Source organism: Rathayibacter sp. AY1D1, assembly GCF_002932635.1.
Taxonomy (GTDB): domain Bacteria; phylum Actinomycetota; class Actinomycetes; order Actinomycetales; family Microbacteriaceae; genus Rathayibacter.
Genome location: NZ_PSVY01000005.1, coordinates 145425 through 166139 on the forward strand (window position 1 = coordinate 145425; position 20715 = coordinate 166139).

Genomic DNA, 20715 nt, shown 5'->3' on the forward strand with positions numbered 1-20715 from the left:
CCGTGGAACACTGAGCGGATGGACTCCACGGCCTTCCTCACCGACCGGTACGAGCTCACGATGGTCGAGGGCGCCCTCGGCAGCGGCACCGCCGACCGCCGCTGCATGTTCGAGGTGTTCGCCCGGAGCCTCCCGCCGGGACGCCGCTACGGCGTGCTCGCGGGCACCGGCCGGCTCCTCGAGCTGATCTCGCGGTTCCGCTTCGGCGACGACGAGCTGTCCTGGCTCCGCGGGAACCGCGTCGTCGACTCCCGCACGCTGGACTGGCTCGCCGACTACCGCTTCCGGGGCGACGTCTGGGGCTACCGCGAGGGCGAGGTCTACCTCCCGGGCTCCCCCGTGCTCATCGTCGAGGCGCCCTTCGCCGACGGCGTGCTTCTCGAGACCCTGGTGCTCAGCGTCCTCAACCACGACAGCGCCGTGGCGAGCGCCGCCGCGCGGATGGTCTCGGCCGCCGACGGGCGACCGCTCGCCGAGATGGGCTCGCGCCGCGCCGGTGAGCGGTCCGCCGTCGCCGCGGCTCGCGCCGCCTACATCGCCGGATTCGGCGCCTCCTCGAACCTGGAGGCGGGCCGCAGCTTCGGCGTGCCCACGATGGGCACCTCCGCGCACTCCTTCACGCTCCTCCACGACTCGGAGGAGGAGGCCTTCCGCGCGCAGGTCGCCGCGCTCGGCCCCGGCACGACCCTCCTGGTGGACACCTACGACGTGACGGCCGCCGTCGACCTGGCGGTCCGCGTCGCCGGCACCGGCCTCGGCGCCGTGCGCATCGACTCCGGCGACCTCCCCCAGCAGGTGGCCGCCGTCCGGCAGCAGCTGGACGCGCTCGGCGCGACCGGCACGCGCATCACCGTCACCAACGACCTCGACGAGTACGGGATCGCCGCGCTCGCGGCCTCACCGGTCGACTCCTACGGCGTCGGCACCTCGGTGGCGACGGGCTCGGGCCACCCGACCGCGGGCATGGTCTACAAGCTGGTCGCGCACGAGGACGACGCGGGCGAATGGGTCGCGGTGGCGAAGAAGTCGGTCTCGAAGGCGTCGATCGGCGGGCGGAAGGCCGCCGGCCGTCTGCTCTCCGACGACGGGGTCGCCGAGGCCGAGGTCGTGCACGTGGGCGCCGGCCCCGAGGGCGCCGTCGGCGAGGACGAGCGGGCGCTGCTCGTCCCCCTGATCGAGGACGGGACGATCCGTCCCGAGCACCTCGGCATCGAGGGAGTGGCGGCAGCCCGCGCGCACCACGCGAACGCGGTCCTCGAGCTGCCGATCGACGCGCTCCGGCTCGGCCGCGGCGAGCCCGTCATCCCGACCCGCTACGAGTGAGCGGGGCGGGAGCTCACTTCATCTTCGCGTAGATCTCCTTGCAGGCCGGGCACACCGGGAACTTCTCCGGGTCGCGGCCCGGGAGCCACTTCTTGCCGCAGAGCGCGCGGACCGGCTTGCCGGTGATGGCGCTCTCGAGGATCTTGTCCTTCGGCACGTAGTGGGAGAAGCGCTCGTGGTCGCCCGGCTCGATGGACTCCTGGTTGAGGAGCTCCTCGAGCTCGCGGTCGAGCGTGGCGGTTCCTCCGCCTCCCTCGAGGGGGTCGGTGCTGCTGTTCTGGACGCGCGGAATCATGCCGACGATCCTACGCGCGGAGCCCGGGCCCGCGGCCGTGCGCTCCGGATCGGGCGGCGCTAGTAGCGGCTGGTGAACGCGACCAGCTCGGTCGCGCGGCGCTCGAACAGCCGGCCGCCGAGGAGCACGCCGAGGGCGAAGACGACCACGGCGCTGCCGAAGCCGACGAGCACGGCGTCACCCGCCGCCTCCGGGTCGACGAACAGGGCCCGGACGCCGAGCACCACGGCCGGAGCCGAGAGGAGCAGCCCCAGGCCGAACGCGAGGGACTGCGGACCGGCGCCACTGGCTCCGGGGGCCTGGGGCTGCGTGAACGCGCTGTCGCCCGGGCGCGGAGCCGGATAGGCGAGCCGTGCCGAGACGGCGCTGGCGACGCCGGCGGGGACGAGCAGGAGGCAGGTGTTCACCGCGAGCACGACGGGCAGCGCATCGGGGAGCCCCGAGGTCGCGCTGCTGATCAGCGAGCCGAGCACGACGACCGGCACGCCGAGCAGGAGGGTCGGGAAGGCGCGGCCGAGCCGGTCCGACCAGCCGCGGACGCCCGCGGCCACGTGGAGCCAGAACGCCGATCCGTCGTAGGCGACGTCGTTGTGCAGGAACCAGCCGAGGAACAGCGCGATCAGCGGGACCGGGAGCAGCGAGAGCAGCGGGAAGGGGACGCCGACGACCGCGAGCAGCAGCAGGGCTGCGACCGGCAGCACCGGCACGGCGACGAGCGACGCCTGGTAGCGCGGATCCCGGAGCCAGTAGGTGATGCTGCGCGCCGCGATCGCGCCGGTCCGGGTCGAGCCGAGGACGTCGAACCAGCCCAGCCGGAGGCCGCGCGGCGGCCGGTGCGTGCGCTCGGGGCGCTCCGTCAGCAGGCGGACGACGAGCCACCAGAGCGCGCCCGCCGCGACGAGCGTCGCCAGGGCCAGCAGGAGCGGGCCGAGCGCGTCGCCGGTCCGGGCGGCCGGGGCGATCATCCACGCCGCGCCGAACGGAGTGGCCCCCATCGCCGCGCCCCAGCGCTCGAGCACCGGGGTGTCCCCCGTGTCGACCAGCGCGGCGGCGCCGAGGGCTGCGGGACCGCCCAGCATCAGCACCAGGCCGAGGACGGCCAGCAGCTCGCGGGCGGTCCGGGAGGGGACGAGGGCGGCGGAGGCGGCGAGGCCGATCCGCGCGAACAGCGAGGCCGTCGCCACCGCGAGGAGCGGGCCGACCACGGCGAAGGCGCCTGCGCCCGGGACGAGCGGCGCGCACGCGAGCCCGACCACCAGCAGGGCGAGCGTGGGGACCGAGACGAGGCCGGCCAGGGCGAGCGCCCCGGCGAGGCGGAGCGGCGGAAGGCCGAAGAGGCGGAACGCGCGCGGATCCATCGGGTCGAGCGGGCCGAGCAGGAAGGGCAGCACCAGGAAGCCGACGGAGACGAGTCCGCCGGCGGTCACGAGAGCGCCCGCCGCCGCGTCCGAGGAGCGCAGAGCGCCGATCGCCCCGATCAGCAGGGCCGTCACCGCGACGACCACGAGCACGCCCAGGACGGCGCCGGCCGAGCGCGCGGGCCCGGAGCGGAACGCGCCCAGGAGGACGTCGATCCTCAGCCGGAGAAGTCGTGCAGCCACTGCAGCCCCTCGGCGATCTGCTTGCCGCCCGCGAGCTCGAGGAAGCGCTCCTCCAGCGTCGCGGTGCCGGCGACCTCCGCGACCGTCCCGGAGGCGAGCACGCGCCCGCCGACGATCACGGCCACGTCGTCGCAGACGCGCTCGATGAAGTCGAGCCCGTGGCTGGAGAGGACGACGGTGCCGCCGCCCTCGACGAAGCGGCGCAGCACGGTGATCACGGCGGCCGAGGAGACCGGGTCCACCGACTCGAACGGCTCGTCGAGGACCAGCACGCGCGGGGCGTGGATCATCGCCGCCGCGAGGGCGACCTTCTTCGCCATCCCCGCGGAGTAGTCTGAGATCAGGCGCTCCAGCGCGTCGGAGAGGCCGAGCGCCTCGGCCAGCTCGACCGTGCGCTGCTTCGCCGTGGCGAGGTCGATGCCGCGCAGCGCGGCGGAGTAGGCGAGGAACTGGGCGCCGGTGAGCCGGTCGAACAGCCGGAGGCGGTCGGGCAGGACCCCGATCAGCGGCTTCGCGGCCGACGGGTCCTTCCAGACGTCGACGCCGTGCACGAGGACGCGGCCGGTGTCGGGTCGAAGAAGGCCCGTCATCATCGAGAGCGTGGTGGTCTTGCCCGCGCCGTTCGGGCCGATGATCCCGTAGAAGGTCCCCGCGCGGACGGCCAGGTCGATGCGGTCGACCGCCACCGTCCTCCCGAAGGTCCGGGTCAGCTGGTGCAGCTCGAAGACGACGGGCGAGGCGCCGTCCGGATCCGCGGCACCCTCAGCGGGCTCGGCGTTCGTCACGGACGTCATCCGGCTACGGTACCAACTCGCCCGCGGGCCCCCGGCGCCCGCGCCGACACCCGGCGACACGGCGAGAGGTCAACCACCCTGGCCCCGGGGGGCGTGAACTGTACACTAGGTCTCTACCCGAGGAGTCGACCAGATCGAGACGCAGCGGTTAATTCGAGGAGAACACACGATGATGCACACAGGTTCGACGAGCAGCAGCCCTGCCACCGTCGTCATCCTCGCCGCAGGGATGGGCAGCCGGCTCGGCCGCTCCCTCCCCAAGCCGCTCACGCCGCTCAGCGACGGGCGCACGATCATGCAGCAGCAGTTCGACAACATCCACCACGCCTTCGGCACGAAGGTCCCGGTGAGCATCGTCGTCGGCTACAAGCTCGAGCACATCATCGAGGCCTTCCCCTCGGCGACGTTCGTCTACAACGAGCAGTACGACCAGACCAACACCTCCAAGAGCCTCCTCCGCGCGCTGCAGGCGAGCGGGCAGGGCGGCGTGCTGTGGATGAACGGCGACGTCGTCTTCGACCCGCGCATCCTCGACCGGGCGGCCGCGCTGATCGCGAAGGACGTCTCCTTCGTCACCGTCAACACCTCGAAGGTGTCGGACGAGGAGGTCAAGTACACGACGAGCGCCGAGGGCTTCATCCAGGAGCTCTCCAAGACGGTGCGCGGCGGCCTCGGCGAGGCGGTCGGGATCAACTACGTGTCCGCCTCCGACAAGGCCGCGCTGGTGCGCCAGCTCGCCCGGGTCGACGCCCAGGACTACTTCGAGCGTGGCATAGAGTTGGCGATCGAGCAGGACCGCCTGCTCGTCGAGCCGATGGACATCTCCGACCTCTACGCCGTCGAGGTGGACTTCGCCGAGGACCTCGAGCGCGCGAACCTCTTCGTCTGACGCTCCCGGCTCCTCCCCCGGCTCGAGCGGAGCCGACGGGAGGAGTCGCGCAGTGAGCACGGCCGACACCCTCGCGACCGAGACGGCGCTGCGCCACCGGCGCTCCCGGGCCTGGCGCTACCGCCACTCCCTCTGGCTGCTCACCAGGCGCGACCTCACCGTCCGGTACGCCACGAGCGCGCTCGGCTACGTCTGGTCGGTGCTCGACCCGCTCGTCATGTCGGGCATCTACTTCTTCGTCTTCACCGTCGTCTTCCAGCGGACCGTCGGCGAGGACCCGTACATCGTCTTCCTGCTCGCGGGCCTGCTGCCGTGGATGTGGTTCAACCAGGCGACGTCCGACGCGACCCGCGCGTTCCTCCGCGAGGCGAAGCTGGTGCGGTCGACGTCGATCCCGCGGACCATCTGGGTCGGGCGGATCGTGCTCTCGAAGGGCATCGAGTTCGTGGCGAGCCTGCCGGTGCTGGTGCTCTTCGCCGTGATCGCCGGCGCGCACCTGACCTGGGCGGCGCTGCTGTTCCCCGTGGCGATCCTGCTGCAGGCGGTGCTCACGCTCGGCGTGGGTCTGCTGGTGGCCCCGCTCGTGGTGTTCTTCCGCGATCTGGAGCGGGCCGTGAAGCTCGTGCTCCGGTTCCTCTTCTACGCGTCGCCGATCATCTACTCCACGGCCAACCTGCCGGAGCAGATCCGGCCGCTCGCGGCGCTCAACCCGCTCAGCGGGATCTTCGCCCTCTACCGCTCCGCGTTCTTCGAGAGCGAGCTCGACGTCCCGCTCATCCTCGCCTCCGCGGGCATCTCGGTGCTCGTGCTGGCGCTGGGCCTCGTCGTCTTCCGCCGCTCCGAGCGCGCGGTGCTGAAGGAGCTGTGATGGCCGACGCCCCGGTGGTCATCGAGTGCCGCGGCCTCGGGATCCGCTTCCGCCGCAACCGGCGGGGCCGCCGCTCCTTCAAGGACCTCTTCGCCGGCCGCTCCCGCCGCTCGCGGCCCGGCGAGTTCTGGGCGCTGCGCGGGCTCGACGTGCAGGTGCGGGCGGGCGAGGCCATCGGTGTCGTCGGCCGGAACGGTCAGGGCAAGTCGACGCTGCTCAAGCTCGTCGCCGGCGTCGTGCTGCCGGACGAGGGTGCGGTGGAGGTGCGCGGGGGCGTCGCTCCGCTCATCGAGATCACCGGCGGCTTCGTGGCCGACCTGAGCGTCCGCGAGAACGTCTACCTGACCGCGGGTCTCCACGGGATGTCCAAGCGCGAGGTCGACGCGCGCTTCGACTCGATCATCGAGTTCGCCGAGATCGGCGACTTCCTCGACACCCCCTACAAGCACCTCTCGAGCGGGATGAAGGTGCGCATCGCTTTCTCCGTCGTGTCGCGGCTCGAGGAGCCGATCATCCTGGTGGACGAGGTGCTCGCGGTCGGCGACAGGGCGTTCCGCGAGAAGTGCTACGCGCGGATCGAGGAGCTGCTCGCCTCCGGCCGCACCCTCTTCTTCGTCTCGCACAACGAGCGCGACCTCCGCCGCTTCTGCACGCGCGGCCTCTACCTGGACAAGGGCCGCCTGGTGCTGGACGCGCCGATCGAGGAGGTGCTCGCGCGTTACGCTGAGGACTACGCGCCGACACCGCGGAGCAGCACGGCGCCGGCCGAGGGCCCGCCCGTCCAGGGCACCGTCTCCGACGACTGACCCCTCCCGCACGCGGCGCCCGAGGACGCAGGAGTGCACGACATGGCCCAGAAGGACCGCAAGCGCGAGCGCGCCGTGGAGAGGGCCGGCGAGGTGGAGCAGGCCGACGGCTCCGAGAACGCGCAGCTGGCGAAGCTGCTCGACCGGCTCCTCGCGGTGCAGCGCCCGGCCGTGCTTGCGAACATCCGCCTGCTGCGGCGCCGGCGTCCCGGGGCGACTCCGGAGCAGATCATCACGTCGCTCGAGCGGCAGTACCTCTCGAGCGTGGCCGCGGGAGGCGCGGCGATCGGGGCGACCGCCGTCGTCCCCGGCATCGGCACGGCCGCCTCGGTGGCTCTCTCCGGCGCGGGAGCCGCAGGGTTCCTGGAGGCGAGCGCGCTCTTCGCGCAGTCGGTGACGGAGGTGCACGGGATCCCGCTCGAGGACCCGGACCGCGCGCGGGCCCTCGTGCTCACGCTGATGATGGGCTCCTCCGGCAGCGAGATGGTGCGCCAGGTGGCCGGGCAGGCCGTCGGCGGGGGCAGCGGCCTCAACCAGTACTGGGGCTCCGTGGTCACGAAGGGCCTGCCGTCCTTCCTCGTGGGCGAGCTGGCGGACCGCGCGAAGAAGTCCTTCGCCAAGCACTTCCTCGCCCAGCAGGGCGCGGGCCTGGTCGGCCGGGCGATGCCGTTCGGGATCGGAGCGGCACTGGGCGGCGTCGGCAACGCGATGCTCGGCCGCAAGGTGATCCACAGCGCGCGCGATGCGTTCGGGCCGGCACCGCAGGCGTTCGGCAACACCCTCGTGCTCGAGCCGACCCGCGCCGAGCGGAAGGCGCTGGCCGCCGCGCCGGCCGAGCCGCTGGCGCTGTTCGTCCGCGACTACGGCGGAACGGGCGAGCGGACGGCGCTCCTCCTCCACGGCCTCGGCTCCGACTCCCGGATCTGGTACGCCCTGGTCCCGACGCTGCACGAGCACGGCTACCGCGTGGTGGCCCCCGATCTCGCCGGTCACGGCGGCTCGCCGGCATCGCCCGTGTACTCGCCGGAGCGCTGGGCGTCGGACGTCCGCGCCTCGGTGCTGCAGACCCCCGACCTTGTCATCGGCCACGGCCTCGGCGCCGTCGTCGCCGCCCGGCTCGCCCCCGAGTACGGCGCCGACCGGCTCGTCCTGCTCGACCCCGCGTTCTCGGACGCCCGGGGACTGGCGGGCGCGCTCCACCGCGGCGGCTCGGTCGCGCACGTCGAGAAGGGCGACGCCGACTCCCTCCGCCACCGCCACCCGATCTGGACGGACGAGCAGATCGAGCTCGACGTGTCGGCCCACGCGCTCTGGGAGCAGGACTCCGCCGTCGGGCTGACGGCACGGGGTGCGGCCGAGGCCCCCGAGACGTTCCCCGTGGCGACGCTCGCCGTGATGCCGGAGGACCCGCTGGGCCACGGCTCGCTGGGCGGCGTCCTCGCCGGCCGCGGCGTCGAGGTGCGGACCGTGCCGGGGGGCGGGGCCTCGATCCTCCGCGAGGACCGCGCGGCGCTGATCGCGGCGCTGGAGGACCGGATCTAGCTCAGGATCTGCTCCAGCTCAGGGCCTGCTCCGCGCGCGATGGTCCGGAGCCGTCGGAGGCGTTCGGTCAGCGTTCCCGAGGCCGGCGCCCGGGCGCGACGAGCGGCATCCCGAGCACGGTGCGGACGAGTCCGCCGCCGTCGCGGTCCTCGGCGATCACGCGGAGGCCGGTCTTCTCGGCGACGCGCCTCGAGGCGGCGTTGTCCGGGTGCACGAGCGCCACGAGTCGTCCCGCGAGGCGGTGGGCGAGCGCGAGGTCGCGGCAGGCCGCAGCCGCCTCGGTGGCGTAGCCGCGGCCGTGCAGACCGGCCCGCACGTGGTAGCCGACCTCGAGCTCGATCCCGCCGTCGACGCGCTGCCAGGTCAACCCGCAGTCGCCGACGAACTCGCCGTCGAGGGTCTCGACGATCCACAGCCCGAAGCCGTGCTCGCGGTAGTTGCGCCGGTTCCACTCGATCCAGGCGGCTGCCTGCTCGCGGTCCTTCGGCGCGGGGTAGTACCGCATCACGACCGGGTCGCCGAGCAGGTCCGCCATGTCGGGGAGGTCCTCGGCGGTCATCTCACGGAAGCGCAGCCGGGCGGTGGCGGCGGGGATCATCGGGTCGGGCTGCTCGGCCTGCGACTGCGGAGACGGCGACCGGGACCGTCGTCGAGCGCTCGATCCATCCGGCCGCCGCCCCCGGCCCTACTTCTCCGCCTTGGCGGCGGCCTTCGCGGCCTGCTTGGTGGCGCGGACCTTCGTCAGCGACTCCGGAGAGACGATGTCGGCGACCGAGCGGAAGGCGCCCTCCTCTCCGTAGGCGCCCGCGGCCGAGCGCCAGCCCTCCCCCGAGAATCCGCGCTGCTTGCCGAGCAGGGCGAGGAAGATCCGCGCCTTCTGCTCGCCGAAGCCGGGCAGCGCCTTCAGACGCGCGAGGACCGTGCGGCCGTCGGGCTCGTCGCGCGTCCAGACCGCCGCGGCGTCGCCGTCCCAGTCGTCGACCAGAGCGCGGCAGAGGACCTGCACGCGCCCCGCCATGCTCGCCGGGTAGCGGTGGATCGCGGGCGGAGTCCGGCAGAGCTCCGAGAACGCGTCCTCGTCGAAGCCCGCGATCGACGCGGCGTCGAAGGAGGCGCCCTCCGCCTCGAGGCGCTCCTCGATCTTGCGGGGCCCGGAGAAGGCCGTCTCCATCGCGACCTGCTGGTCGAGGAGCATCCCGATCAGCAGCGCCAGCGGGTCGCGGCTGAGCAGCGCGTCGGCGTCGGGATCGTCGGTGATGTGCAGGGCGGAGTCGCGGGTCATCCTCCAGGGATACCACGGACGGCCCCGGCGGCGAGCGCGCGGACGGTCCGGTCGACGAGGTCCAGGGCCGCAGCGAGCTCGAGGTCGCCGACATGGCCGTAGCCGAGGACCAGCGCCTCGGTCGCAGCCCGTCCCGACAGGGCGTACTCGTGCAGAGTGGCGACGAGCAGTCCCTCCCGGAGCAGCGCGGCCGCGACGGCGTGCGCGTCCAGAGGCGCGGGCAGGGAGAGGACGACGTGCAGACCCCCGTCGAGTCCGCTTGCGCGCCCCCACGGCACCGACTCCCCGAATGCGTGGACCAGCTCACGGCGGTGGGCGTAGCGCCGTCTCGAGCGCGTGAGATGCCTCCGGAACGCCCCGCTCGCCATGAACTGCGCGAGCGCCGCCTGCGTCGGACCCGAGGCGGAGGCGTCCTTCTCGTCGTCGAGGCCGGCCAGCGCCGCGCGGAGCCAGGACGCCGGCGGAACGGCCAGGTAGGCGATGCGGAGCCACGGCGAGACGGTCTTCGAGAACGACCCGACATGGGCGACTCCGCCGCCGGAGTCGAGCGAGGCGAGCGCGGGCAGCGGGGCGCCGACGTAGCGGAACTCGCTGTCGTAGTCGTCCTCCACCACGAGCAGGGGGCCGGCCGACGCGCGGCGCACCAGCTCCAGGCGCTCGGCGAGGGCGAGCCTGCCTCCGGTCGGGTACTGGTGCGACGGAGTCACGACGACCACGTCCGCGCCGGAGCTCGCGAGAGCGTCGAGGTCGATGCCGTCGCCGCGCACCGGGACGCCGACGACCTCGTGCCCGTCGGCGCGCAGGCGGCGCCGGACGGCCGGGTAGCCGGGGTCCTCGACGGCGACGCGCACCTCGCGTCCGAGCGAGGCCGAGGCGGCGCGGGCCAGGAGCGCGACGGCGCCCGCGGTGCCGCTGGTCACCACCACGTCCGACGCCTGCACGTCGACGCCGCGGGACCGGCGCAGCTGCTCGGCGATCTGCTCCCGCAGGGCCGGGTCCCCGGAACCCCGAGGAGGCGCCGAGGGCGGCGAGGCGAGCGCCAGGCGCCAGGCGGCCCGCCACTCCGGGGTGTCGAGGGCGCGGGTGTCCGGCCGGCCCGGCCTCAGGTCCGCCGCGGCGGGCGGGACGACGGTCTCCCGGGACTCCGGCCGCGGCTCCTGCGGCGCCGTCGCCAGCAGTCCGTCGGAGGCGACCGTCACCGCTGCGCGCGGGTGGGCGACGAGGTAGCCCTCCCCCACCAGCTGATCCACCGCGGCGACGACGGAGCCCCGCGAGACGCCGAGCCGCTCGGCGAGCACGCGGCTCGACGGGATCGGATCGCCCGCCCGGTAGCGCCCGTCCAGCACCGCCTGGCGCAGCGCCTCGGCGAGCCCGGCGCGGACCGAGCCGCGCGGCGACGGCCCGAGGAGGAGCGGGATCTCCAGATCGCCCGACGCCATCGACCGCTCCGCTCTGGACCACTCCGATCGCGGCCCAGTGGCATCCTGGCAGATCCAGTCGGCGCGGGACGATTCCGACATGGACAGCCTCCCCGTCACCGACCGCACCCGCGTCTCCCGTCTCCGCGACCGCCAGCGCACCGATCCCGCCGAGCTGCACGCCCTGCTCGACGAGGCGCTCGTCGCCCACGTCGCCGTCGTGCGGGACGGCGCCGCGATCGTGCTGCCGATCCTCTTCGCCCGCGACGGCGACTCCCTCCTGCTGCACGGGTCGAGCGGCGGAGGACTGCTGCGGGAGGCGGCTCGGCACTCGCTCCTCACCGCCTCGGTCACGCTGGTCGACGGACTGGTCGTCGCCCGCTCCACCTTCGACAGCTCGATGAACTACCGCTCGGCGATGGTGATCGGCCGGGCCGAGGCGCTGGAGGGCGAGGAGAAGGCGCGGGCCCTCGATCTGCTGGTGGCACGCCTCCTCCCGGGGCGCGACGAGGAGGTGCGAGCGAGCACCGCCCGCGAGATCGCGGCCACGCTGGTGCTGCGCCTCCCCCTGGCCGAGGCGAGCCTGAAGGTGCGCGCGCACGGAGCCGGCGATGAGCCGGAGGCCGGGGTCTGGGCGGGCGTCGTGCCGCTGGTCACCCGCACGCTCGCGCCGGTGCCGGCGGAGGAGGGCGTCGCGGTCCCGGAGTCGGTCCGCCGCTTCAGCGCTGCGGTCGACGGCGCGGTGCCGCCCTGGCGCTGAGCGGACCAGCCGTCGCGGTGCGGTCCGCTACTTGGCGTCCTGACGGGGGAAGACGACCTTCTGCACGACGATGATCACCGAGGCCGCGACCGGGATCGCGACCAGGGCGCCGAGCACGCCCGCGATGGTGCCGCCCGCCACCGCCGCGATCACGACGACCGCACCGGGGACCGAGACGGCCTTGTTCATGATGCGGGGGCTGAGGAGGTACGCCTCGACCTGCATGTAGACGAGGTAGTAGATCGCGGCGACCAGCGCGGTCAGCGGCGAGGCCAGGAGGCAGGCGAGCGAGATGATCACGGCGCCCGAGAGCGTGCCGACCAGCGGGATCAGGGAGCCGAGGAACGCGACGCAGGCCAGCAGCGCCGGCACCGGGGCGCCGATCGAGAGCAGCAGGATGAACGTGAGCACGCCGTTCACGCCGGCGAGTGAGACCTGGCCGACCACGTAGCGGCCCACGGCGCCGGTGATCTCGTCGCCGACCTCGTGCGCCTTCGCGCGGTGCGAGGCGGGGGCGAAGCGGTAGGCGACGGCCTTCATCGAGCGCAGCGACGCGAGGAAGTACAGCGTCAGGATCAGCACGATGACGGCGCCGGTCACGCCGCTGGCGATCCCGGTCCCGACCGCGATCAGTCCGCCGCCGAGCGAGAGCAGGTTGTTGGGGTTGCCGATGAAGCTCTGGACGCTCTCGATCAGCTCGTCGATGTCGATCACGCCGCGCAGCTGCTGCTCGAGGTCGAGCACCCACTGCTGCGAGGCGATGTCGGTGACGATCTGCGGGGCGCTCGTGACGAACATCGTCAGCTGCTCGACCAGGATCGGGATGATGTAGACCAGCAGGCCGGCGAAGATCAGCACCACCGCGGCGAAGACCGCTGTGATCGCGAGCGGCCTCGGCAGGCGCTTGCTCTCGAGCCAGGAGACCAGCGGATCGAGGCCGAGCGCGAAGAACAGCGCCACGAAGATGTAGGTCAGCACCGTGCCCAGCTGCACGACGAGGCCGCCCAGGACGAGCGCCACCAGCACGCCGAGCGCGCCGAACAGGCCGATGCGGAAGGAGCGGATCGTGAAGACCGGCTTCTCCGGGTCGGCGGAGACCACGATGTCCGGCTCGACCGCGGGCTGGGCGGATGCCGACCGGCGCCGGCGGGAGCGGGCGAAGGCGCGCGGGGTCATCATGGGACGAGCGTAGCGGGGCACCGGGAGGCCGCCCGGCGACCGGCCCACCCTTGACGCGGCCGTTCGAGCGGTGCTCCCGCCCGCTCAGCCCTCCGGATCGTGGTCGTCGACCGCGCCGTCGCCCCGGTGCAGAGCGGCGTGCCGCTCCCACTCGGTGAGCAGGTGCTCGATCGCCTCGTGGAAGCGCCGCGTGGCCGCTCCGGGCGACGTGTCGCCGAAGTAGCGGTGCACCCAGCGCTCCAGCCGCTCGACCGACTCCGGATCGTGCTCGGCGCTGTCGATCCGCGCGATGATCGCGGAGGCGTCCTCGGCGTGCAGCCACTCCGCGTCGCCGAGGTAGCCGCTCTCGTCGACCTCGGCCTCGGCGCTGACGGGCCGGGTGACCAGCAGCGGGCGCCCCGTGGCCAGCCGGTCGTAGACCATCGCCGACACGTCGAGGATCGCGAGGTCGGCGGCGGCGAGCTGCCAGCCGAGCTCGGCGCCGGTGTCGTGCACGTGACCGGCGCGCGGATCGGCCGCGTTGGCGGCGGCGATCATCGCGACGATCGCCCGGTCGGCCGCGGCGTAGTCGGAGTCGACCGCGCCGCTGCGGGGATGCGGGCGGTAGACGAGCCGGAACCGCGGGTCGGCCAGGAGCCCGCGCACGAGGGCTGTGCCGTGGCTCCGGATCGAGCCGTAGCCCGCGGCGGGGCGGTCGCCCTCCCAGGTCGGCGCGTAGAGCACCACGCGGCGCTCGTCGGGCGTGAACGGCACGGCGCCGGCGAAGTGGTCCGCCTGAGGACGGCCGATGGCGAGGGCGCGCCTGTCGAAGTCGTAGTCCCAGAGCACGCGGCGCAACCGGGCGAGGGCGGCGTCCCCGGCGATCATGCTGTAGTCGTACGCCTTGAACTGGTTCGTCGTCATGTACATCTTGTCGCTCTCGCCGTGGTTGACGAAGACGTGCCAGCGGCGCCCGTAGCGCATCATCTGGAAGTTGCGGGCGTTCTGGTTGACGTAGAGCACGATCCGCAGCGGCTGGCTCGCGATGGTGCTCTCGAGGTCGGCGACGGAGCGGACGTAGGCGACGGGGACCGGGCTCTCGCGCAGCAGCACCTCCGCGGCGCCGGCGTTGCGGCTGAGCAGCACGACCGGGTGCGTCTCCGCCAGCTCGGCCAGCGGCCGGTACCACTGCCGCAGCTGGTACAGGTTGATGTCGCCGTCGGCGAAGTAGACGCCGACCTCGAACCGGCCCTCGGGCAGCGGCCCGCGCTCCGCGAGCAGCCGGGTCACCGCGTGGCGGGCCCGGCGAGCCGCGAGCAGCTCGCCGCCCACCTTGCGCGCGAGTCGCGCGTCGGTGCGGAGGCGGGCGATCAGGGCACGGGGAGCGGGAGTCATCCGCCCCAGGGTACCGGCGACGGCCCCCGCGCCGGGGGCGTCGCGCGGGCCGATCAGGCCGGGGTCACCCTCAGCCAGACGAACTGCAGCGGAGCGAGACGGAAGCCCTCGCGCAGGTCGACCGCGATCTCGGTGACCAGGTCGACCGCCTCCGCGGCGAACCCGCCGAACCGCTCGGCCGCGACCTCCTGGACCTCGTCCGACACGTTCGCGAGCACGAGCACCGACTCCCCGTCGCCGGGGCGCTGGTAGCCGAGCACGTGGTCGTTGACCGGGTCGAAGACGCTCAGCTCGGTGCCCGCGAACATCGGCACGGCCTTGCGCACGGCGATGAGGTGCAGCAGCCCGCCGAAGACCTCGCTCGCGGCCGTCCCCGGGACCTCGCGCTCGTCGTAGCGCTCCGCGGGGCGGCGCGGCCGGTTCACCCAGCGCGAGTCGCCGGCCGTCGTCGGGTCGTCGAGGTAGCCGTGGTCGTTGAGCTGGCCGACCTCGTCGCCGAGGTAGAGCAGCGGCAGCCCCCCGGTGCTCAGGGCGATCGAGTGCGCGAGAAGCACACGGTCGATCCCGTACGGGTCACCCGCCTCCACTCCAGCGAGGGACGCGGTGGTGCCCGAGACGCGGCGGTCGCCGGTGCGCGGGTTCTCCTGGAACGGCACTCCGCGGGCGAACGTGCCGTCGAACCGGTCGGTGTAGAAGTCGTTGAGGAAGCGGCGGTGGCCGGCCGCGTCGATCCCGAGCTCGGCGGCGTCCTCGTCGGCGAAGGTCCAGCCGATGTCGTCGTGCCCGCGCACGTAGTTGACCCAGGCCGTGCCCTCGGGGAGGGCGTGCCGGCGCTCGAGGGCCTGCGAGAGGAGACGGACGTCGCGGGTGGCGAGCGCCTCCCAGGTGAGCGCCATCTGCAGCGGGTTGTACGAGAGCTGGCACTCCTCGACGTCGATGTACTCGATCACCTCGTCGGGGTGCACGATCGCCTCGGACTTGAACAGCAGCGCCGGAGCGGCCAGGCGGCAGACCTCGTTGAACGCGCGCAGCAGCAGGTGCGCCCGCGGCTGCGACTCGCAGGTGGTGCCGAGCTCCTTCCAGATGAACGCGACCGCGTCCATCCTCAGGGCGTCGACGCCCTGATTGGCGAGGAAGAGCATCTCTCCCGCCATCGCCCGGAACACCTCGGGGTTGGAGTAGTTGAGGTCCCACTGGTAGCGGTGGAACGTGGCCCAGACCCAGCGCCCGTCCTCCAGCTGAACGAAGGAGCCGGGATGGTCGTCCGGGAAGATCTCGCGCGTCGTGCGCTCGAAGGCGTCGGGCTGCTCCCGGTCCGGGTAGATCCAGTAGTAGTCCTCGAAGCGCTGCTCGCCGGCGAGCGCGCGCTGCGCCCACTCGTGCTCGTTCGAGGTGTGGTTGAAGACGAAGTCGACCACGAGTGCGATGCCCTGCTCACGCAGCTCGGAGGCCAGCCCGCGGAGCTGCTCCATGTCGCCGAGGTCCGGCCGCACGCGCCGGTAGCTCGAGACCGCGTAGCCCCCGTCCGACTCGCCCTCGGGCGCATCGAAGAGCGGCATCAGGTGCAGGTAGTTCAGGCCGATCTCGCGGAGGTACGGGATCTCGGCGCGCAGCCCCTCGAGGTCGCCCGCGTAGCGGTCGACGTAGCAGACCCCGCCCAGAGCCTTGTTCGAGAGGAACCAGGTCGGGTGCTGCTCGCGGGCGCGGTCGAGCGCGCGGAGCTCCTCGGGCCGCTCCTCCCAGGAGGCGGCGGCGAGCTCGACGATCGCGACGAGCTGGTCCTCGAGGTCGTCGCGGCCGGCGTACACCGTGGCGAGCAGATCGACCAGGCGCGCGAGGTGCTCGTCGAGGCGGCCGGAGAACTCGTCGTCGACGGCGCCGAGGCGCTCGCGGACCGCCGTCAGGAGGTCCGGTCCGGCAGGGGTCGCCTCCGCCTCGGCGCGCTCGGGCGGGGAGAGCTGGGTCGAATCGAACACCGTCGTCCTTTCGGGGGCCCCGGCGGGGGCGGATTCCCCGATGCTAGACGATCGGCGGACGCCCGGCGAACGCCATCCGGAGCACCGTGCGGGCCGAGAGGACGCGCTGGCCGCCCGGATCCGAGCGCCATCCCTCCCGCCAGCCGGCGAACCAGGCGCGCAGGGCGGCCGGGTCGCGACGCCAGCGGAGGCACTGGATCGCGGTCCAGGACCCCACGTAGACGAGCGCCAGAGGTGCGGCGAGGTTGCGGCGGGCGAGCCAGACGCGATTGCGCGCGTTCAGCCGGTAGTAGTCGGCGTGACGGGTCGGCTGGATGACCGGGTGCTGGGCGACGAGCTCTCCCGCGTACCAGGCGGTGCGACCCGTGTCCCAGACCCGCCAGGCCAGCTCGATGCCCTCGTGGGCGTAGAAGAACGGAGCCGCCCAGCCGCCCGTCCGGGCGAACACGTCGCGCCGCAGCACGACCGCTCCCTCCCAGACCGAGAAGACGGGGCCGGAGCGGCGGGGGTCGCCCTTGAGGATCCGCGGGATCCAGCGCCGCGGGCTCGGCGTGCCGTCCGTGCTGTCGACGCGGGGCTGCACCAGGCCGATGCGGCGGTTCGAGGCGAGCAGCGCGACCGCGTCGACGAGGAAGCGGGGGGACGGGATCCGGGCGTCGTCGTCGAGGAAGAAGAGGTACTCCCCCGCGACGGCGTCGACTCCGGCGTTCCGGCCCGCCGGGATGCCGAGGTTCTCGGGGAGCGCCAGGGCGCGCACTCCCTCGGGCAGGCCGTCCGGCTCCCAGCCGTTGCCGACGCAGACGACGTCCAGCTCGACGCCCTCCTGCGCGAGGACGCCGGCCAGCCCCGCGGCGAGGTCGTCGGGCCGAGTCCCCTGCGTCAGGACGACGACGCCGACCCGCGGCTCAGGAGCGGACACGCTTGGACGCCATGATCGCGACGAAGTGGCCGACCAGGGCGAGGAGGGCGAGCGGCAGCAGCGCCCCGACGAGGACCCGGTCGGCCGTGCCCGCTCCGACGACGAGGCCCACGAGGGCGGTCGCGAAGGCCAGCATCGTCAGCTCGACGGAGTGGTAGAGGCGGTGGAAGGGCAGGAAGCGGGCGGCGCGGCGAAGCCCCGCCAGCCCGGACGAGGACGGCACCGCCTCGCCCTTCGTGTCGGCCAGCTTCGTGAGACCGGCGTTCGCGCGCGCCACGTGCACCATGTCGTTGAGCGCCTTGTTGAGGACGATCACCAGGGCCAGGGCGAAGCCGATCGTGGTCCAGAGGAAGTCCGCCGGTGCCTCGAACGGGACGCCCGCCGCTCGCAGCCCGAGCGCGATCGGGATCAGCGCCTCGGTCGTGTAGTGCCCGACCTTGTCGAGGAACACGCCCGCCGGCGAGGACGTGCGGCGCCAGCGCGCGACCTCGCCGTCGCAGCAGTCCACCAGCATCTGCAGCTGGCCGAGGAGCAGCGCCAGCGCCGCTCCGGCGATCCCCGGGATCAGGAGGGCTGCCGCCGCGCTCCAGCCGACCAGGATCATCAGCCCGGTGACGCCGTTCGCCGAGATCGAGGTCTTCAGCAGCAGCCAGGTCAGGTAGGGCGAGAAGCGGCGCAGGTAGAGCGACGCCGTCCAGTGCTCGGCGTTGCGGCGGCCGCGCACCTCCGGGGGCTGCGCGACGGCGCGCAGCTCGGCGATGGAGCGGGGTCTCGTCGTAGTGGTCATGCGCCCCTCGGCGAGTCGGACCGCGGCTGGTGGCGGTGGGCGGAGATGTTGCTGGTCAGCCCGGCGAAGCCGAGCACGAAGCCGGTCCCCCAGGCCACGTGGACCGCCGGGATGACCACGGCGAACCACAGCATCGCACGCGCGCCGTCCGGCCGCGCGACCACGAGAGTGGCCGCCGCCACCAGGAGGAGGTAGGCGGCGGGCACCGCGAACCCGAGCAGGAGCCAGGGCGCAGCTCCGGCGAGCACCTGGACGACTCCCGCCAGCCCGACGAGCAGCCCGATCGCGAGCATCGCGACGAGCACGGGCGGAGCGAAGTAGCGCAGCGACCGCGAGGCCGGGAACATCCGGGTGAGCTCGCCCCGCCACATCCCGGTCGAGAGGAACTGCCGGAGCAGCGCGCGCATCGAGGGCCGCGGCCGGTAGGTGACGGTGAGGCGCGGAGTGAACCAGACGACCTCGCCGCGCTCGCGCAGCCGCCGGTTCAGCTCCCAGTCCTGCCCGCGCTTGAAGCGCTCGTCGAACAGGCCGGCGCGCTCGAGGGCGGAGCGGCGGAAGACGCCGAGGTACACCGTGTCGGCCGGGCCCTCCTCGCCTCCCACGTGGTGGGGTGTGCCGCCCAGCCCGATGCGGGAGCCGTAGGCCCGGGCGACCGCGCGCTGGAACGGGGTGAGGCCCTCCGCCGCCATCACTCCGCCGACGTTCGCCGCTCCGGAGCGCTGCAGCGCCTCGACCGCCGTGCGCGCGTACTCGGGCGGCAGGACGGAGTGCGCGTCGACCCGGACGACGACCGGGTGGCGCGAGGCGCGGATCGCGGCGTTGAGGCCCGCAGGAGTGGAGCCGACCTCGTTCGGCACGACCCGGATCCGCGGATCGGCCGCGCTCAGCTCGGCGACGAGCTCCTCCGTGCCGTCGATGCTCGGGGCGACGGCGAGGACGACGTCGAAGGGGCCGGTGTAGTCCTGGTGCAGCAGCGAGTCGACCGCGGCGCGCACGTGGGCGACCTCGTTGAGGACGGGCATGACGTAGGAGACGCCGGGCAGGTCGGAGAGGTCGTCTTCCGGGATCTCGTGCTGCATGGGTCCAGTTCGTGCGGGAGGAGCGCGGGCGCAGGGATCCACCACCCTACCAGCGGGGAGCACCGCGCCCCGGGCCGGGCCCGGACGCGGAAAAGCCCCCCGGGGACGGATCCTCGAGGGGCTGTGCGCGGCGGCGGAGGGTCAGCCGGCGGCCATCTGGCCGAGCGTCGCCTTCGCCTGGTAGCTCTGGCCGTTGCGGACGTAGGTCAGCTCGACCGCGGCGTTCGCGGCCTGCGCGCGGACCTGCGCGGTGAGGTCGGACGCGCTCGTGATCGGAGTGCTGTCGATCGCGGTGATGATGTCGCCCTTGGCGAGACCGGCCGCCTGCGCGGCACCGCCTCCGGAGACCTCCTCGATGCGGGCGCCGAGGACGTCCGCGGTCGAGTCGGAGACGCTCGCGCCGAGCAGGCCGTGCGAGGCGGAGCCGTTCGCGATGATCTCCTTCGCGATGCGCTCGGCGATCGCGCTGGGGATCGCGAATCCGACTCCGATGTTGCCGGACTGGCCGCTCGAGGAGGACTGGCCGGCGCTCGCGATCGCGACGTTCACGCCGATCAGCTCGCCGTCGCTGTCGAGCAGCGCGCCGCCGGAGTTGCCCGGGTTGATCGCCGCGTCGGTCTGGATGACGGGCAGCGAGATGGTGCTCTTCGCCTGGGTCGGCGCCTGCTGGCCCGGGATGTCGAAGTTGAACGGGCTCTCGGTGCCGCCGCTCGAGCTGTCGCCCGAGTCGTCCGGAGCCGCCGAGGAGGCGACCTGGATGCTGCGGTTGAGCGCGCTGACGATGCCGTCGGTCACGGTGCCGGAGAGGCCGAGCGGGGCGCCGATGGCGACCGCCGTGTCGCCGACGTTGATCTTGGTGGAGTCCGCGAACGTCATCGGGCTGAGGTCGGTCGCGCCGGTCAGCTTGATGACGGCGAGGTCGAGGGTCGGGTCGGTGCCGACGACGGTCGCGTCGAAGATCCGGCCGTCGCTGGTCGTGACCGAGACGGTGCCGTTCGCGATCTCGCCGTCGAGGGTGACCACGTGGGTGTTGGTCAGGACGTAGCCGTCCTTCGAGAGCACGATGCCGGAGCCGGTGCCGGCGGACGAGCTGCCGCTCACCGCGATGGTGACGACGCTCGGAGTGGCCTTGGCGGCGACCGCGGTGGCGGTCGTCGCGTCCTCGGCGTTGTTGACCGTGATCGTCTGCGAGCCGCCGGCGGAGACCACGCGGGTCCCGCCGCCGTTGGAGGCGGACCAGAGGCCGAACACGCCGGCTCCCGCGACTCCGCCCACGACCGCGCCGATGGCGAGCGCCGCGACGACGCCCACTCCGGCTCGGCGCTTCGTGGCGGTGGGGGCGGGGGTGTACTCGGCGCCCGGGCCGAAGGGGCTCGAGGAGGGCGGCTCCTCGGAGCCGTGCAGGGTGTTCGCCGCGGGCGGCGCGTACTGCCCGTAACGGGCCGGCTGGGAGACGGGCTGCGCCTCGTTGCCGGCCGTCGCGTTCGGCGTGTACGGCGGCTGGGTGGCCGAGGAGGAGGGGTAGGGGACGGTCGGGTTCTCGCTCTCGCGGTGCGCTCCGCCCCGGTGGATCGGCTCGGTGGGCCCGGTGGTCGAGGACGACGCTCCGGAGCTCTCGCCGGGGGTGCGCTCGGTCGCCTCTCGGGCGCCGGACTCCGTCGGCGTGGTGGGTTCCTCCGGCTGACGAGGACCCTCGTGACTCTCGGTCATGGGTGCTGCTCCTTCCAAGCGGGGATAGCTTGGCGATCGTACCTGGGGGTTTCTTATGACGGGCCTGCGAGCGGGAAATGAAACCGGCCGGACTGCTCGAGCGGGCACACTGG

Annotated in this window: 19 protein-coding genes; 6 read left to right on the forward strand and 13 right to left on the reverse strand. The window is 73.4% G+C overall.

What is annotated here, in order from left to right; genetic code table 11:
• The first annotated feature begins 18 nt into the window (after nt 1-18).
• Complete coding sequence (locus C5C56_RS05730; protein ID WP_104261189.1) at nt 19-1323, forward strand: nicotinate phosphoribosyltransferase; 1305 nt, start codon at nt 19-21, stop codon at nt 1321-1323.
• A gap of 13 nt (nt 1324-1336) precedes the next feature.
• On the opposite strand, the gene C5C56_RS05735 is transcribed toward C5C56_RS05730, so the two are convergent.
• Genes C5C56_RS05735 through C5C56_RS05745 form a run of 3 tightly spaced genes read right to left on the reverse strand, consistent with a single transcriptional unit; the run spans nt 1337 to nt 4013 of the window.
• Nucleotides 1337-1618: a DUF3039 domain-containing protein gene (locus C5C56_RS05735; RefSeq protein WP_104223568.1), complete on the reverse strand. Its 282-nt coding sequence runs from the start codon at nt 1616-1618 to the stop codon at nt 1337-1339.
• A gap of 59 nt (nt 1619-1677) precedes the next feature.
• Nucleotides 1678-3219, reverse strand: a complete 1542-nt coding sequence (locus C5C56_RS05740; RefSeq protein WP_104247836.1) for an ABC transporter permease — start codon at nt 3217-3219, stop codon at nt 1678-1680.
• Nucleotides 3195-4013 (reverse strand): ABC transporter ATP-binding protein, encoded by an 819-nt coding sequence (locus C5C56_RS05745; RefSeq protein WP_104223570.1) that lies wholly within the window; start codon nt 4011-4013, stop codon nt 3195-3197. Before C5C56_RS05745 ends, C5C56_RS05740 begins: the two co-directional genes overlap by 25 nt.
• A 172-nt stretch (nt 4014-4185) precedes the next feature.
• Here C5C56_RS05745 and C5C56_RS05750 point away from each other — a divergent pair, with 172 nt between their 5' ends.
• The 4 genes from C5C56_RS05750 to C5C56_RS05765 are packed head-to-tail and all read left to right on the forward strand — an operon-like array spanning nt 4186 to nt 8118.
• Nucleotides 4186-4902 (forward strand): NTP transferase domain-containing protein, encoded by a 717-nt coding sequence (locus C5C56_RS05750; protein ID WP_104226983.1) that lies wholly within the window; start codon nt 4186-4188, stop codon nt 4900-4902.
• Between the two features lie 52 nt (nt 4903-4954).
• Nucleotides 4955-5770 (forward strand): ABC transporter permease, encoded by an 816-nt coding sequence (locus C5C56_RS05755; protein ID WP_374953048.1) that lies wholly within the window; start codon nt 4955-4957, stop codon nt 5768-5770.
• On the forward strand, nt 5770-6576 hold the full coding sequence (locus tag C5C56_RS05760; protein WP_104223571.1) for an ABC transporter ATP-binding protein: 807 nt from the start codon (nt 5770-5772) through the stop codon (nt 6574-6576). Before C5C56_RS05755 ends, C5C56_RS05760 begins: the two co-directional genes overlap by 1 nt.
• A 42-nt stretch (nt 6577-6618) precedes the next feature.
• Entirely contained in the window at nt 6619-8118 is a 1500-nt protein-coding gene (locus tag C5C56_RS05765) for an alpha/beta fold hydrolase (RefSeq protein ID WP_104261190.1), read from the forward strand.
• 67 nt (nt 8119-8185) lie between these two features.
• Here C5C56_RS05765 and C5C56_RS05770 read toward each other — a convergent pair whose 3' ends face one another.
• From C5C56_RS05770 to C5C56_RS05780, 3 genes are all read right to left on the reverse strand, one after another.
• Nucleotides 8186-8716, reverse strand: a complete 531-nt coding sequence (locus tag C5C56_RS05770) for a GNAT family N-acetyltransferase (RefSeq protein ID WP_104247834.1) — start codon at nt 8714-8716, stop codon at nt 8186-8188.
• 87 nt (nt 8717-8803) lie between these two features.
• Entirely contained in the window at nt 8804-9400 is a 597-nt protein-coding gene (locus C5C56_RS05775) for an HhH-GPD-type base excision DNA repair protein (RefSeq protein ID WP_104223574.1), read from the reverse strand.
• The gene (locus tag C5C56_RS05780; RefSeq protein WP_181074935.1) at nt 9397-10839 is read right to left on the reverse strand and encodes a PLP-dependent aminotransferase family protein; all 1443 of its coding nucleotides are present in this window, start codon (nt 10837-10839) and stop codon (nt 9397-9399) included. Before C5C56_RS05780 ends, C5C56_RS05775 begins: the two co-directional genes overlap by 4 nt.
• A gap of 79 nt (nt 10840-10918) precedes the next feature.
• Here C5C56_RS05780 and C5C56_RS05785 point away from each other — a divergent pair, with 79 nt between their 5' ends.
• Nucleotides 10919-11578: a pyridoxamine 5'-phosphate oxidase family protein gene (locus C5C56_RS05785; RefSeq protein WP_104226958.1), complete on the forward strand. Its 660-nt coding sequence runs from the start codon at nt 10919-10921 to the stop codon at nt 11576-11578.
• Between the two features lie 27 nt (nt 11579-11605).
• On the opposite strand, the gene C5C56_RS05790 is transcribed toward C5C56_RS05785, so the two are convergent.
• The 7 genes from C5C56_RS05790 to C5C56_RS05820 all read right to left on the reverse strand — a co-directional run bounded on the left by C5C56_RS05790 (nt 11606) and on the right by C5C56_RS05820 (nt 20602).
• Complete coding sequence (locus C5C56_RS05790) at nt 11606-12757, reverse strand: AI-2E family transporter (protein ID WP_258063238.1); 1152 nt, start codon at nt 12755-12757, stop codon at nt 11606-11608.
• Between the two features lie 84 nt (nt 12758-12841).
• Nucleotides 12842-14131: a hypothetical protein gene (locus tag C5C56_RS05795; protein WP_258063239.1), complete on the reverse strand. Its 1290-nt coding sequence runs from the start codon at nt 14129-14131 to the stop codon at nt 12842-12844.
• Nucleotides 14132-14184: 53 nt separating this feature from the next.
• Nucleotides 14185-16035: an amylosucrase gene (locus C5C56_RS05800; RefSeq protein ID WP_104319233.1), complete on the reverse strand. Its 1851-nt coding sequence runs from the start codon at nt 16033-16035 to the stop codon at nt 14185-14187.
• Between the two features lie 115 nt (nt 16036-16150).
• Complete coding sequence (locus C5C56_RS05805) at nt 16151-17026, reverse strand: glycosyltransferase family 2 protein (RefSeq protein WP_104261191.1); 876 nt, start codon at nt 17024-17026, stop codon at nt 16151-16153.
• Nucleotides 17013-17813 carry a CDP-alcohol phosphatidyltransferase family protein gene (locus C5C56_RS05810; RefSeq protein ID WP_104223579.1) on the reverse strand — a complete coding sequence of 267 codons (801 nt, stop codon included), beginning with the start codon at nt 17811-17813 and terminating at the stop codon, nt 17013-17015. Before C5C56_RS05810 ends, C5C56_RS05805 begins: the two co-directional genes overlap by 14 nt.
• Nucleotides 17810-18892 carry a glycosyltransferase family 2 protein gene (locus C5C56_RS05815; protein WP_181074536.1) on the reverse strand — a complete coding sequence of 361 codons (1083 nt, stop codon included), beginning with the start codon at nt 18890-18892 and terminating at the stop codon, nt 17810-17812. The genes C5C56_RS05810 and C5C56_RS05815 overlap by 4 nt, the downstream gene beginning before the upstream one ends.
• A gap of 141 nt (nt 18893-19033) precedes the next feature.
• Entirely contained in the window at nt 19034-20602 is a 1569-nt protein-coding gene (locus C5C56_RS05820; RefSeq protein WP_104247830.1) for a S1C family serine protease, read from the reverse strand.
• Nucleotides 20603-20715 lie beyond the last annotated feature (113 nt).